The 15,612-nt window shown below is 60.5% G+C and carries 8 protein-coding genes and 1 tRNA gene; 5 read left to right on the top strand and 4 right to left on the bottom strand.

Annotation, left to right across the window (positions count from 1 at the left end):
• Positions 1-330 precede the first annotated feature (330 nt).
• From HRF45_04390 to HRF45_04375, 4 genes are all read left to right on the top strand, one after another.
• Positions 331-2,607 (top strand): alpha-N-acetylglucosaminidase C-terminal domain-containing protein, encoded by a 2,277-nt coding sequence (locus tag HRF45_04390; protein MEP0765764.1) that lies wholly within the window; start codon positions 331-333, stop codon positions 2,605-2,607.
• Positions 2,604-5,795, top strand: a complete 3,192-nt coding sequence (locus HRF45_04385) for a hypothetical protein (GenBank protein MEP0765763.1) — start codon at positions 2,604-2,606, stop codon at positions 5,793-5,795. Before HRF45_04390 ends, HRF45_04385 begins: the two co-directional genes overlap by 4 nt.
• 9 nt (positions 5,796-5,804) lie before the next feature.
• Positions 5,805-9,440: a hypothetical protein gene (locus HRF45_04380; GenBank protein ID MEP0765762.1), complete on the top strand. Its 3,636-nt coding sequence runs from the start codon at positions 5,805-5,807 to the stop codon at positions 9,438-9,440.
• Positions 9,441-9,510: 70 nt separating this feature from the next.
• Entirely contained in the window at positions 9,511-11,652 is a 2,142-nt protein-coding gene (locus HRF45_04375; protein MEP0765761.1) for an alpha-galactosidase, read from the top strand.
• A gap of 54 nt (positions 11,653-11,706) precedes the next feature.
• On the opposite strand, the gene HRF45_04370 is transcribed toward HRF45_04375, so the two are convergent.
• The 3 genes from HRF45_04370 to HRF45_04360 form a co-directional block, all read right to left on the bottom strand.
• Positions 11,707-12,288, bottom strand: coding sequence for a hypothetical protein (locus HRF45_04370; GenBank protein ID MEP0765760.1), 582 nt, complete (start codon positions 12,286-12,288; stop codon positions 11,707-11,709).
• 133 nt (positions 12,289-12,421) lie between these two features.
• On the bottom strand, positions 12,422-13,108 hold the full coding sequence (locus HRF45_04365; GenBank protein ID MEP0765759.1) for an ABC transporter ATP-binding protein: 687 nt from the start codon (positions 13,106-13,108) through the stop codon (positions 12,422-12,424).
• 41 nt (positions 13,109-13,149) lie between these two features.
• The gene (locus HRF45_04360; protein ID MEP0765758.1) at positions 13,150-14,460 is read right to left on the bottom strand and encodes a TolC family protein; all 1,311 of its coding nucleotides are present in this window, start codon (positions 14,458-14,460) and stop codon (positions 13,150-13,152) included.
• 302 nt (positions 14,461-14,762) lie between these two features.
• Here HRF45_04360 and HRF45_04355 point away from each other — a divergent pair.
• Positions 14,763-14,838, top strand: a tRNA-Glu gene (locus HRF45_04355).
• A gap of 24 nt (positions 14,839-14,862) precedes the next feature.
• Here HRF45_04355 and HRF45_04350 read toward each other — a convergent pair.
• Positions 14,863-15,363, bottom strand: a complete 501-nt coding sequence (locus HRF45_04350; GenBank protein ID MEP0765757.1) for a DinB family protein — start codon at positions 15,361-15,363, stop codon at positions 14,863-14,865.
• Between the last annotated feature and the right edge of the window lie 249 nt (positions 15,364-15,612).

The raw sequence follows: 15,612 nt of genomic DNA, 5'->3' as shown, positions 1-15,612 counted from the left end.
AGTAGGAGCACTGCCCCAGAGCGAGATGACGGTTTGAGTCCCCTTGTTAGCGGGGCGGTTGCTGCGACTGCAGCCCTCCGGGCCCACTCCAGAGGACCTCATCACCATTTCGCTTTTCCCCAATCTATGTTTCAGTCCCCTTGTTAGCGGGGCGGTTGCTGCGACCAATAAATGCGAACCGGGTTCACGTCGAGCCAGCGTAGTTGCATCGCTGCGGAAGTTCCAGGAGCAAGCGCAACTCCGGCCGACCCCCTCGCTTCGCAGCCCGAGGGAGGCCTCGGCACCGTGTCGAATCGAGAGGGGACACCGAGTCGGGTTTCGGAGAACCCCATGACGCCCAGCACTTTACCTATCGTGACAGACGACGGGCCGGTTGCCGGCATCGTACTTTCTGCCAACGCCTCGCGCCTGGAGCGACGCGCAGCCGAGGAGCTAAGCGAGTACGTTCATGCTATCACCGGCCATTGCCTGCCGATTTGCGACCGGTTCGACCAGGATATAACGAACATCCTGTTAGGAATGCCATACACTCATCCGATCATCGCCGAGCTGCATGGCGCCGGATCGATTACTTTGCCCGATGGGCTCGACAGGACAGACGGCTTTACACTGGTCAGCACACGACATCGGGGTGCGCCATGCCTGTTACTGGCGTGCGGACGGGAGCCTGCATGTCTGTACGCGGTCTATCATCTGCTAGCCCAATACTGCCATGTCGGCTTCTTCGGGGATCACGAACGGGTGCCAGTTCGAAACACTCTCACGCTGCCCCAGATCGACCAAGTTAGGCTACCTCGGTTCGATGGTCGTCAGAACTTGCAGGGTTGTTCGGCATTCTATACCTCATGCTTCTGGGGCTGGGCCGATTGGCGACGTGAGATCGAGTGGAGCGTCAAGCGAGGTTTCAATGTTCTGCATATATCGCTTGGAGCCAAGGTTCTCGACCATGAGGCTCTCCGAGCGATGAGTGTTCCGGCGGATTCACCCAATCGAATGGAGCGTGTGCATGCGGATTTGGGCTGGCAGTGTGCGCAGTATGCACGCGACCTAGGACTCCGGGTCGTGACACCAGCGGGTACGACCGGACTCGTACCACCGGCGTTTCGAAAAGTTCACCCACAGGCGACCTACTTCGAGATGCAGTGGTTCGACTATGCGCCGCAGCTCTTCTTGCATCCATCCGATCCCCTATTCGAGCAACTACTATCCACGAGGCTGAGTCTTGCGGATCAGTTATACGGCCCATCCGACCTGTACTCGTTGGACGTATATGCGGAGATGGAGCCGCCCGGCACGCCGAAGGAGCGCGAAGAGGCCAAGAGGGCATTCTCGCGGGCCGCAGTCTCCGCCCTGCGGGGGCACAACCCCGATGCGAAGTGGATCGTGAGCGGGTGGGGGTTCGTGGAGCGCAAGTACTGGCCGCTGGAGCACATCGAGGCTGTGCTGGAACCGTTTCCGGACGATATGCTGGTGCTGAACGACCTCACTGCTAACTACACTACCAGCGACGGGCTCACGAAGCTATATCGCGAGACCGATGGGTTTTTCGGCAAGACTTGGGGTTGGACGGTCTTTCACTGCTTCGGTGGGAACACGCACTTGCACGGCGACGTGCGGGGCCTGATAGAAGGCGCGCGGGAAGCCACCGGGTACCCATCCGCAAAGTGGTCGTATCATGCGCCCGAGGCGATACGTCACAATGCGCTCTACTACGATCTCGCATGTCAGTTGGCCTGGAACCCCGAGGGTGTTTCGTTGGCGGATTTCCTGAGGGACTATACCGTTCGACGATATGGCGAGGAGGGAGCGGATGCGATGCTTCTCGCTCTCGAGCGACTTATCGAGACCGTCTACTCCTGGTACGACACGAACGATTGGCATGGACCTGTGTATCAGTTCACGCCCGTCGAACCGGACAAGCCTTGGTGGCGTAAGCGAGCCGGCTTCGTGCCTGCCTTGCGTGAGGCCACGGAGGCTGCTCTGGCCGCAGCGTACCTACTAGAGTCGGAGGCCTGCTATCGACGAGACTTGGTCGACATTTCAAAGGAGTATGCCGGCAATTTCGTGACGGCTACTATCGTTCGGCTATGGTCCGTGCAGCATGAGGAGGAGTTCGAGACGACAGCAAGGCAGGTTTTGCAAGGTCTGGACGCCGTTCAGCAGATTGCTGCACTGCTGCCCGAGTATCGGATTCAGGAGGAGATCGAACGAGCGGTCGCACCGCCTTTCGAGATAGCGCGCGACGAGGCGAAGCGCGAGATACGCACACGTTATACGGTATTGATAGACTTCGAGCACTACGATACGCTACTAGACTACGCCAGGCGTGATATGTACGAGCTCGTGAAGCACTACTATCGGCCACGAATACAGATCCTGATCGAGCACCTGAGAGAGTGCCGCAGGGCAGGCATGCAACCTTCGGCAAAGTGGCTGCACGATGCGTGCCGTGACATCGCTAGGCGCTTCATCGAGGAGTCTCCCGAAGAGCCCACGACCTCCTATCCGGAAGTCGTCGCCTCCGTTCGCAAGGCAATCAGTCCCTTACTCCAGCAGGATACACGGAGCCCTCGACGAACACGAGCCCAGCGCTTTGGGAGGCGATGATGCATATCTTTGCGGCATTCGTTAGCTATGCTTTGTTTCTCGCCGCTAGTTCGGCCCCAGCAGCACCCCAGGACGCGGGCTGGACGACCATTTTCTCGGACGACTTCTCGGCCGGTGACGAGGCTTTCGCTAGGAACTGGTCTGCTTTCGCAGGCCATTGGTATGTGCAGGACGGAGTATTGAACCAGGATCACAGCGGATACGATCTCGGTGCCGTGGTACGCGACATGTACCTGCGTTGTGACCACCGTATCGAGGCTCGCGTGCGTCTGGTAGGCGGAGGCGCAGGCAGCGGGCTCTACTGGAACGTGGCAGATCAGCGCACCGGCGAAAACGGTAACATGCTTCGTTTCGATGGCAGTGTGCCTATCATGTACGGTTGGATGAAGGGGCGCTACTTCCTCGGATCGGGAGGTGCGTCCGGGTCCTTGTATGCTGACGGTACATGGCACGAGATGCGCATGGACGTGTGGAATTCGCGTGGCACCTTCGACGTGTACTGGGACGGGCGAAAGATCGTAGACGCGGCGCCTATGTACCATCGAGCGGGCTATGTGGGCCTGCAATCCTCGATGGGTCACAGCCAGTTCGATGACGTTCGCGTGTCGGTCCCAGAGGGCGTGGATTGGCGGGCGAAGCCGCGTGGCAAGGTGATGCCCGAGTGGGTGGAGTCGGTAACGGTGTTACCGGATGGCAACATCGCGTATCCGGTGCGCACACTTGGAGTGGTGCAGGTGGTAACTCCCGATGGGGTGTTGGTGAAGGAGTTGGGCGACCGAGTGCTGCACTCCCCCGTCGCTGTGGCTTGTGATGCTCAGGGTACTATCTACGTGGTAGATGCCGGCGACAACCGGCTCAAGCAGTTCCGAGCAGATGGTAGTTCTTCTGGCGAGTGGGATGTGCCCGGGTCGAGTGCCCTTTATGGCATCGCGGTTACCCCCAACGGCGATATTTGGCTCTCCGATCCGCCTGGTCGCGCTCTCTATCGCCTAACTAGCTCAGGGGTGGTGGCGTCCAGAAAGGGAGAGGAAGTCGGGCTCGGCTACCCTAGGCACTTGAGCATCGTCGGCTCCAAGTTGTACGTTGCAGACGGCTCTCGGTGTCACATCGTCGACCTGGCAAGTGGCATGGCGGATGCCATCGATCTGAAAGTGCCCGTCCGGGCAGTCACCGCTGATCGAAGAGGCAATCTCGTCGTCTCGACGGGTGAGCGGGTCGAGACGTTTGGTACCGACGGGAAGCGAATCGCGAGTTACGAGGGCTCGATGGCAGGAGGTGTCTTCGCCGAGCAGATTGCCATTGACTCTTCCGGGCAGTTCGTCGTGGCCGATGGGTGGCAAAAGCGAATCGTAATCCTATCGCCCAAGCTCACGGAGACGAAGCCGGTGGTAAGCAGAATAGGAACTGACTCTGCAACCGTTAGCTGGCGTACCGACCTGCCCACTCCCACGAAGCTGCACCTCTTGGACATCCATGTGGGTGCAACGCTACCTCCCTCTGCGGACTACTCATACGCAAAGGTTTTCGGTGACGGCAAGTCACGAACAGACCACAAGGTAGAGATCAAGGGGCTGAGCCCGGCCACTCGATACACCTATGCCGTGTCTTCCCCGGTGCGTGCCATCCCTGCCGAGGGTCTCTCCACTAACTACCGATTCACTACGTTGCCACCCAAGGGGATGATGGCATACTCCGAGGTCCCGGTCGCGGTGATCGCGTATGCTAACGTCACCTTCGAGAGTCAGCGTGATCCCTCTGGCACGGTCCCGCCGCCCACCGTACGTGACGACGCCTGGTTCGATCAGGTGGTCCGGACCCACGAGGGTATGCGCATGTTCTACTGGACCAACTCGATGTTCCGCCTGGACCCCAAGTGCATGTACTTGAAGGTGGAGCGTCCGGTGGACTTCACCCACCTCGGCTCCAGCAGCGAAGAGGTGTTCCGCGACGTTCTTACGCTGGCAACACGGGAGGGTTTGCAGCCTACGGACTTCGGGGCCGTGATAGTAATCGGCGGGAACTGCTGCTATGCGTATCCGTGGCCTACTCCGTGGTGGGGAGGCAAGCTCACTCATACCACGGGATGTTGCTTTGCCGGTGGCGGTGACATGTGGCTGAGCACCCACGAGTTTCACCACTTGACCGAGGGATGGATGGGTGCTTCCGGCACGCGAGGCTACCAGAGTGCTGACATGCCGTGGGGCTTGGCCGGCCGCTTTGGCGAGAACTACGACTTCCTGGCATACACCCTCCGCGTGATGCCGCGTGATAGCTTTCTCAACCTAGCGTTCGGGAAGTTGGTCGTGACAGCCGACAGAGATGCCGACGGCGTGCCGGACGACGAGCCGCGAGCGATATGGGACGAAAAGCGGGCCGGTACGAACCAGAACGATCCGAACTCGTACCGCAATGGTTTGAACGACCTGCAGAATCTAACGGCGTCTACGATGCACCCAGCGGTTCGCGGCCACGAGCATCCGATGCTGGTGAAGCAATTCGACTTGAAATACCCCTTTGCCGTGTTCGATTATGCCTACGATCGGCCGAAGAGGTCCCCCGAGATCGATGGCAAGTTGGATTCGGGAGAGTGGGACGTTTTCGCCACGACACCTAACGCGGTAACCCCATTTCCTAGGGGGTCGATCTATCGTACTGCCATGCCGCCGCCGCCCGGGGCCGATTACCGGATGCAGACGTATCTCAACTGGGACGATGAGCACCTATACATCGCGGCACGTGCGCCTTTCCGCTTCCTGTTGTCCCCACAGCTCGACTGCAACGCGGATGGATACTTCCACGGAGCGGACAACTTGCGCCTGCATGTTCAGATACCGCGAGACGAAACCTCTGCACCTGCCAACGAAGTGCGCCGGGCCGAAGGCATCATGGTGTGGAACAACGTGGAGCCGGTTCAGCAGAGGGGTGTGCCCGATTGGACGAATGCACTCTATGACAAAGCAGGTGACACCAAATGGGCATGGGGGCGCGATGCCGAAGGGTGGTACTGCATGGAGATTGCGATCCCACGGTGTGACGCAGTTGGGCTGACGCCGAAGCCCGGTAAGGAGATGGGTATTCGGCTGTGGGTGCGTGCAAGCCTACCGGCCACGGAGCGAGACGCCGATCCGGGTTACGCGTTCGAGATGTTCGGAAGCTGCGAGTATGGCTACTTCCGGCTGTCCAGGTAGGTGGGTGAGATGCATTTCGTAACTATTCTTCTGGCGACGGTCGGAGTCGCCTTACAAGGCACCCAAGATGCAAGCGTGTGGAGCGAGACGGTGCAGGCCGGGCAGGAACTTCGTGGATGGCGTCCCGTCGGCAATGGGTTGGTGTTCGGCTATATGGGACCCAACGTTTGGGCCGCCGCTCTCCACCAGATCACGGGGCCGCACATCATGCTCGCCGGCGTGATGAACAACACGTCCGCTTTCGGGCCGAGTACCGTCGCGCTGTCAGTGGGCGGCGAAAACGTAACATTCGAATCTGCTACCATGTCACGCATCCGCGGTACGGGGATCGTGGTGGTAGACCTGACAGCCGAGAACGTCGCCATGCGCGTGTTCACTTATGCGCCCTTCGGCACCAAGGCACTGCTGCGAACGGTGTCGGTGCGAAACCTCGGCGACACGCCGATCGGTCCCATCCGAATTACTGCCTCGGTGCACCGCACGGAGGTGAAGGATGGCAGGCTGTTCGACAGTTTCAAGGGCTCGACGGATGGTCACGCAATGGGGCTTACCAGGCAGCTGTTCTCCGGGTTCTTAGAGCCATTCGAGGCCAGCTCCACGCCGGACCGAGTGGGTGTGATCTCCACCGAAATCGGCACCATTGCGCCGGGTGCCGAGGCCGTTCGCACGCAGTACCTGGTCTTTAGCATGGCGGAGGATGACGACCACGAGCATACACTCGCTGATCTCCGACAGCCGGCCTCCACACTCATGGCCCGATGTGCCGATGGGTGGAGGCAGTGGCTGGCCACGACAGTTCGACTAGACTGCCCCGACAAGCGGCTGACTGACCTGCTGGAGGAGACGGCCGTATCGGTCCGCGTACAGACTGCGGACCCGCAGAAAGCGGCGGGCCCCATGGAGTTCTTTGCCGGGGTATGGGTGCGCGATTCGGTCGGACCTTTCAAGTACTACCTTCGAATAGGTGACTTCGAGACGGCACGCAAGATGCTGGAGTTCTACTATCGAGCCTCGGCATACAACAAGGTCATCCCCAACTGGTTCCCGATGGACATAGACGTCGCTCGACCGGTGGACCCCGAACTCGACTGGTCAGCAGTACGCACAGATCGAGTGGAGACGCCTTCGTGGTTGATCATGCAACATGCGTGGTACTACCGCTTCACGGGTGACCTGGCACCGATACGCGAGCACTGGGAGTACCTGAAGCGCTGCCTGATGGGCCAGTTGATAGACGAGAAGGGCGTACCTTACACTACGATCAACTATGCATACATCGAGCCGATCCCGAACACGCTTTATCGCTTCCCCCACCACGGTGACGAGACCTGGATCTACCCCGGATTCGAGGTGCTCAACTCCCCCGTCTTCCCAGAGCCAAACGACCACGTGCACTGGGATCAGTACAGCGCGGATAGCACGTGGGAGTTCGTAGTTTCTGCCGAAATCCTGACCGAGTTCGCCAAGCTGTTAGGCAAACAATCAGAAGCCGAGCAGTTCCGCAAGATCGCTCGGGACAGTCGGGCCGCATGCGAACGAGACTACTGGATGCCGGAGCGAGGGTTCTACTCCCCTGCAATGGGCATGGTCTCGCTCGATCGACACCAGCCTCCGTTTACCGCAGTCAATCTGAACCCGTTGTGGATAGGGTATCTGAGGCCGGAAGAACCGAAGGCGATCTCCAATCTTACAGAGACCATCAAGTACACATACAACCCCAACGGACTGCTCGACGCCACAGAGACACTCAAGGTGTACGTCGGTATGCTGCCAGGCATGTTCCTGTACAACCTCGCAGCGGTGCATCATCCTCTCGCGGAGAAGACGCTGAGCGCCATGGTAGCCGTAGCTTCTCCGAGCGGGGAGTACACGGAAAAGCACCTAACCGAGCCGACCGGATACCGCACGGACTTCCTCGGTCATCGCATACGCCCTTGGGAGGGTGGTATCAACGCAGACGCCGCACTCTACTACCTAACGGGCCTCGACCCCGACGTCGGTCGTGACAGCATCTCGCTCTGCCCACGATTGCCTGGTGGGTGGAAAGAGATGAGCGTGACCAACCAACGAGTCGGCAAGGGCCGCCTCGGGATCCGAGTCACCGACGATGGCTCGGCTCGTAAGTACGTCCTAACTTGGGCTGGGGGGCAGCCACCAGAGATCGCCTTCACCACCGAGATACCGCATGCCACGATTCTGTCGGTCCGAGTGAGCGGCAAGGAGGTGTGGGTGGCACCGCGCAACCGATGGGATGTCTCGACGGCGACCTTCGCTATCGCTCTCGGTTCTCGTCCCACTCAGATCGAGGTCCGGTACGAGCCTGGCGAAGTGAAACCAGTCGAACCAGTGCGAGAGAGGTACCGTTACGTCGTACCCGACAAGGTGCCGTTCCACGACGTCGTGCTGTGGTTGCAGGAGCCGCGCAAGACGAGCCCGCAAGACGCTAGGACCTACGATCTGCTGAAGGACAAGCTACGTACACGAATCATTACACCCTTCATGCCGGCTAGTCCCGATTGGTTGCGCCCGTTTCTGTTGCGTCCGGACGGCAGTCCGAATGCCAAGGTGTTCCTGATGGGCCCACGTTCCGTAACGGACTCGCTCAAGTATGCGAAGTGGTGGGGCGATCCAGAGCTTTCACGACTACTGAGCGAGTACATGTTCGCTGGTGGCGTGGTGGCGCTCGTGAAACCGGGTGAGACGTCGTCCGAGTGGTTCGGGAACCTGCTATCGGAGGCGCGATATGCTGTGCTACCCTCGCCTCAGACACCGAGCGTGCCGGCTACGGGAGCAGAGGGTGTACTAGCATCTCTGGGACTGCTCGAGACGAAGGCGTCGGGCATGTACGTGTTCAGCGGACTCGGCGCGCTGGCCCACCCCTCGACCGAGCCTGGCGCTGCTACGATAGTAGGCAAGCCGATCGGCAAGGGGTTCTTCCTGGCTACACTCGCAGACCTCGACGCCCAGTCGCTCGCGGACCTCGCATCGCGATTGACCCAGCCCCATGTGACATCCACAGTGCGAGACGCGCTCGTCAGGCGAGCAGCCGGATCTGCAAGCAATGCATTCGAGGACCAGGGCCGAAACGGTACCTACGAGGACGACTTCAGTCGCTATCCCAATGGAAGTATGGGCCTGCCGGCTTGGCTGCCTATCTCCGGCTCCTGGCAGGTACAAGGCGGCGAGTACCACGAGCTGTCGTCCAACGGATACGACTTCTGTAGCACGCTCAACGTCAAGCTGACGGGAGACTACCGCGTGGAGGCCGTATCGCATCTGGTCGAGGGCATCTACGAGACCGGTTTCGTATTTAACTCGGCGTCGCGTTATGCCATCACCCAGAGTCAGATGGTACGGTTCTCCGGTCCAGAGCAAGTGTGGTGTGGACCGCTGCAGGGCGGTTTCAGCTTGAAGCATGTGCTGAACACCGACATCACCGTACGCGACTCCACACCTCACACCCTCGCGATAGACGTGTACAACAGCAGAGGCAGTTACGACGTTTGGGTGAACGGCAAGAAGATCGGCACGGACCTCCCTCTCGCTGTGAGATTGGAGGAAGGGCAGACAGGGTACGTCGGACTGCTGAGTTGCCGAGGTCACGTCGCCTATTCCTCTGTCAGCGTTCGACCGATCCGTCGCTAATTGCACCGTGGTTTGACTCGTATCCCAGTGTTACCTGTATACTGCGAGCATGTTGTTGGAGATAGCTTGCATGATCTGTCTAGCCGCCGATCAGCCTCTGCCGACTATGCAGGACTGGCTCGTTCGAGACACCGGATTCATAGCTCGAGTAACCACTGATGGCAGCAATCTCGTCTTGCAGAATGGGTTGGTTCGTCGCATCTGGCGACTGAAGCCGGGGCTCGGATGCTACAGCATGGTCGAACTGCGAAGTGGTATGGAGTTCCTTCGTTCGATTCGTCCTGAGGCAATCGTCACGCTGGACGGCCAGCCGTACCAGGTCGGCGGGCTCGTAGGTCTTCGTGACCACGGCTACCTCGACGCAGCATGGCTGAGTGATCTGAAACCCGATGTCACTGGTTTCCAATACGTGCGGCACCGGGTCGAGCGACCATCCGCATCCCTTCCGTGGGCGCCAAAGTACGGCGCACCCGACACACCCTGGCCTCCGAAGGGCATCAGACTACTGCTCGACTTCGAGGCTCCCAAATCGATGGAGGCCGACATCCGCATCACCGTCGCTTATGAGCTCTACGATGGCCTGCCCTGTTTCGATAAACGCGTAACGATCGCGAACTACTCCGATCATCCCGTGACAGTGGGTGCTCTGACCTGCGAGCAGCTAGCCGTGACACCCGACCAGGCTCCGAGATTGCTGGTAGAGAGCGACTACAGCTTTCACAACACGGTCACCACGCGCTGGGAGAACGACCCCCAGTATGTGACCGCGGCGTTCGGATCTCAACAGGAGTACTACCATCGTGATGCGCTACGTCACATCGCCACGAAAGGCCTCGACGACCTTTGGCACCACGAGGACAATGGTCATCAGACCGGCATGGGCGATCACCGGACTCTAATGAGCAGTCGCTATCCACTGGGCCCTGCAAAGACGCTAGCCCCGGGCGAGAAGTGGTCGTCTTTTCGCACGCTGGAGTTGCTCCACGACAGCGATGATCGTGAACGCCAAGGACTCGCACGCAGAAGGATGTATCGCAAGTTGGCGCCTTGGGTGCAGGAGAATCCAGTTTTCATGCATCTCCGGGCCTCCGACTCCGACTCCATCCGCCGTGCTGTGGACCAGTGTGCAGCGGTTGGGTTCGAGATGATCATACTGACCTTCTGGAGCGGATTCGACATGCTGACTGAGGATCCGAAAGAGGTGGCTCGATACAAGGCCGACTTCGCGTATGCCCACCAGCGAGGTATCAAGATAGGTGGCTACATACTCTTCTGCTCCACAGCCAGCTATGGCAGCGAGCACGACGCCGTGCAGCAAGTCTATCCACCCAGCCTATGTCTCGGCTCGGCACACAGCGACGCGTACTTCGAGCGGCTCTGGCGGTTCATGACTGAAACGGAAATGGATGTGATCGAGACGGACGGACCGTACCACGGATATCCGTGCCACTCGACCGAGCACAAGTATCACACTGGATACGAGGATTCCATTCGGGTGAACTGGGAGCGTCAGCGTGAGTTCTTTCAAGAGTGCCGTAGGCGTGGGATCTACGTCAATGCACCAGACTGGTACTTCCTTTCCGGCAGTAACAAAACCGGCATGGGGTACAGGGAGGAGAACTGGTCTCTCCCACGAGAGCTTCAGGTCGTGATCGCCAGACAGAACATATACGATGGTACCTGGGAGAAGACCCCGAGCATGGGCTGGATGATGCTACCCCTCGTCGAGTATCATGGAGGTGGGCCGGCTGCGACGTTGGAGCCCCTGGAAGAACACCTCGACGCTTATGAGGCCCACCTCGCGCAGAACTTCGGCTCCGGAGTCGTCGCTTGCTATCGTGGACCACGCCTCTACGACACTGATGTTACGAAGTTGGTCGTGCACCGCTGGGTCGCATTCTATAAACGCTATCGTGACATTCTGAACTCCGACATCATCCACGTTCGAAGACCGGACGGCCGTGACTACGACTGCATGATGCATGTCAACCCAGACCTCGAGACGAAGGCGCTCGCGATGGTCTATAACCCTCTGAGTGAGGTCATTACGCGTTCCGTCCGATTGCCACTCTACTACACGGGCCTATCGGACAAGGCCATCGTGCGAATCGAGGACGGCGATGCTGCGTGCTACGCACTCGATAGGGATAGGTGCATCGAAGTCATCGTGCAGATCCCCGCGCGCGGATGGACGTGGCTGACGGTGGAGTGATCGATTGGGCGAACACCGGGTTTCGATGCAGGGCATCCAGCGATTCCCTGCCCACTATCGCTCCACACCGCAAGACCTAACGGCCGGCCGTAGTAGTGTCGCTCTTCGCCCTTCAGTGATCGCCTCGTTCGGTGGGGTGTAGGGCAGCATCGCAGACCCGAAGCGCACTCCGTCTATCAGGATGCTGTGCGCCGCGCCACCCGACCCACCGCCAACGAACGCCAACTCGATAAAGTCCACTCGCCGCAGTGAACCACCTAACCAGATAACACGTTCCCACTCCGGCGACTCGGCGAGTGGAACACGAACGGTCTGCCAGCCCTTACCCGCAGCATCGACGGGCAGAGATCGCCTGTCCGAAGGGCGAATACGGACGAAGCTACCATCGTTGCTGCGCAGGTACAGCGTGGGATTGGGGCCACGCCACTGCGTCTCGGCCGGCAGCTTGACCTGGAATTCCACGTATTCGGTGGTACGCAGGTCCCAGCCCGCATCCCGCCACTCGGGGAAGACCGCATAGTGCTCGTACCCGTAGTTGTAGTTGAGCGCGAGCGCGTACTTACCGACTTGGGCGTCGTCGGGAACCGGATAGAGCCGGGCTTCGTTGGAGCCCAGTCCTACGCGCCGCAGCTCCACAGGTCGGGGGTCTCGGTGTAATCTTCGGGTGGCTGGGTGGAGAGCGTCGAGGCGATCAGGAATGTGCAGAGAAGCAACATGGGGGCGCCTCCTATCGTTTCAGGAGTCTACCCGCCCCGTGCAGCAGCTGCGTCTAGTCTTCGGCGGGTGGCAGGGAAGCAAGAACGTCTCGTGCGTCAATCGGGGCCTCCACGCGCTCGTCCCCCACGATGCGCCCGTCGCGGAAGCGAATGATGCGCTCGCAGTGCTGCGCGATGTCGTGCTCGTGCGTGACGATGATGACGGTCTTGCCTTGGCGGTGCAGGTCCTGAAAGATAGCCATGATCTCTGCGCCGGTTCGCGTGTCCAAGTTGCCGGTCGGCTCGTCTCCCAGAATGATTTTGGGGTCGTTCACGATGGCACGTGCAATCGCCACACGCTGCTGCTGCCCACCCGAAAGCTCGTTGGGCCGGTGATGCATGCGATCAGCCAGACCGACCCGGTGCAGCGCTTGCGTGGCAATCGCTGCTCGACCACGTGCACCCGAGTACACTAGTGGTAGTTCGACGTTGCGCAGTGCCGTTGTGCGCGCTAGAAGGTTGAAGGTCTGGAACACGAACCCGATCATTCGGTTACGCACTTCGGCCAGGCGGTTGTCGCTTAGGTCCGACACCTTCTCGCCCGCAAGGATGTATTCTCCGGAGGTCGGTCGGTCGAGACAGCCGATGATGTTCATGAACGTGGACTTTCCCGAACCGGACGGGCCCATGATCGCCACGAACTCGCCGTCCCCGATCGTGACATCCACTCCTCGCAGTGCGTGCACCGTGCTGGAGCCCATGCGATAGTCTTTGTAGATGCTACGGGTTTCGATTAGCACACTCACGGCGTCTCCCCTATCATCGCCTGCCCGCTGATTAGTGCCAACCTGCTATCGGCCACATAGTAGTCATACACCGCTTGCACGGAGTTCGTTTCCGCAGTCACCAGTGCAAGTTGGGCGTTGATCACTTCGGACAGGCTCGCCGCACCGAGTCGCCGTGCCTCCTCCGCAGCCTCGTAGTTCACCCGTGCCGCCCGCAGCGCGACCTCTGCGGCACGAAGCGCGCTCGCTCGAAGTGTCAGCTCCAGGTAGCCGGACTCGACCTCTGCCCGCACGGTCCGCTGCTGCTGCACGTAGCGAAGACGTGCGGACTCCTCGGATGCCACCGATGCGCGTACGTTCTCGCGCCGCAGCCCGGCGTCGAAGATGGGAATGCTCGCCATCAGCGTAAGCCTACGGTTGTCGCCCGCTTGCGTCTCCCAGCGCCGGGAGTATCCCGCCGAAAGCTCGAAGGTGATGCGTTGATCCAACTGGGCCTGCTGCACTGCGAGGCGTAGAGAGCGGAGGTTCTGCTCTTGGGCAAGCAGGTCCGGCCGCTGCGAGAGGGCCGACTGCTCATAAGTATCCAGAGGCGGTAGCTGCGCCGGCACGCTCGGGGCCGGCGGCGCCTCTAGGGGCGGAAGCGTCCGGTCCTCCGGGATCCCCATTACCGCCTTCAGCGAGGACTCGCTAGTGCCTGCACGGATGCGAGCCTGAATCAGGCTGACCTCGGCGTTGGCCAGGTCGGCCTCCGCTTGCAGGATCTCTTTGGCTGCGGTGTCGCCCTCCTCGACTCGGGCCCTGGTTATCTCCAGAATGGTCTTTGCCCGCTGCACTTGCGCTTCGGCGACACGAACGAGCTCTTGTCCGCGCAGCGCCTCGTAGAAGCCCGAAGTCGTCTCGTAGATGATGTTCCGGCGCTGCTGCCTCTCTTCTAGCCGCGCGGCCGCATACGCTGTGTTGGCTCTGTCGAACGAGGTCTTGCGCTGGCCCGAATCGAGCAGGGTCCACGAGACGTTCAGGCTCAGGTTCGTCTGACGGTAACTTCGGCTCGCGAAGGTGCCCTCCAAGCCGTAGTCGTTCGCCACGTTGTCCGTGTAGTCATAGCTCTGCACGATGGACGGGAAGTAGGAAGCCCGAGCCTGAATCACCCTGGCGCGCGCCGCATCGCTGTCGAACCGACTCGCCCCGACCAGGCCGTTGCGCTCCAGGGCGATGCGCACCGCAGACTGCAGGTCGAGGCTTGGGGGCAGATCCTGAGCAGGCGCGGCTGTGGCGACGAGCAGGGCGACGACACAAACGGTTGGCGGAACGAACGCAGGCATGGGCATTCTCGGTCTCCAGACACGGCCGCGTGTCACTCGCGGCGCTTTGCGGTTCTGACGCAGATTACCGGTCTGGGTTCGGCGGCGTTGCGTCCGCCCCTGCCGAAGCTGGGCCCAGCGTCCTGGCCCGTGGGAGTGCCTCGACCGCTTCCTTCGAGCCCGCTCGCGCCTTGGTAGTGTGCCTCCCCACCCAGGGGTCGACTCCAGAGTGGCAGGACGAAAGTGCGAGCAGGCTCGTGCAATACCACAAGGCTCCCGATTGACCCTCCGACCGTCCAAGAGGTAAGCTCACTATCCCGAAACAAGGTGCCCGGGTCGTCTAGCGGTCAGGACATCGGCCTCTCACGCCGAAGGTCGCGGGTTCGAATCCCGTCCCGGGTACCAGCACGAAAACTCGGAGCCCCCGTGCTATCTGCCACCCCGGCGACCGCCCACCCAATCCGTGTCCACGCCCGCCGCCATTAGCAGCTCCGAGAGCTGGCCGACGTGGCCCTGGAGATGGCGGATGTTCATGATTTGGTGGTCCAGCTTCGGCATGTCGTACCAGTGAAAGCCGGTTGTCGGCGAGTCCAGGTCCAGCTTGTCCACCACCGGGTCCACCATGGCATCTACCTGGCTCCAGTACTGCAGCAACTCTTGCTCGGTGTAGGGCACCGGCCGCTTTTCGTCCGGCCACTCGTCGGGCCATATGTCTTCGTACTCGCCGCGGTGCAGCTCCCACGGCACGAAGTCCGCCTCGCTCGGCTGCAGGTAGAGATGGGTGAAGAACAGAGCATGATAGGCGGTGCGCCAGAACGAGCGCGGACGGTCCCCCGCAGCCCACAGGTCGTCCGGACACCGCTCGATGCACTGCTTGAGCATCGCCAACGCCGCGTGATACTGGCTTTTCAGCGCCTGACAGATGTCCATCGAAGACCTCCAAGGCCGCAGACTTCGCCGATTATGACTCGGCTGCACGCGGGACTCGGAGGTGGCGTCAAGGAAATGCGCCCGACAAGCCCACTCTTTCGTACTCCCTTTCCGTCTTCCGGTGTCACAATGCAGGTTGGAACGCCTCCGAGATGAGGAGTCGGGAGGTGAGACCGATGTCCGAAGGAGAAGAGAAGGAGCGCGGCGACTCGGGGGCTCTGAACCGGCGCGAGTTTTTGAAGTGGGCCG

The organism is Fimbriimonadia bacterium, assembly GCA_039961735.1.
Classification (GTDB): Bacteria; Armatimonadota; Fimbriimonadia; order Fimbriimonadales; family JABRVX01; genus JABRVX01.
The sequence above is the reverse complement of the archived record's forward strand: the minus strand, read 5'-3'. Positions and strand labels throughout refer to the sequence as shown.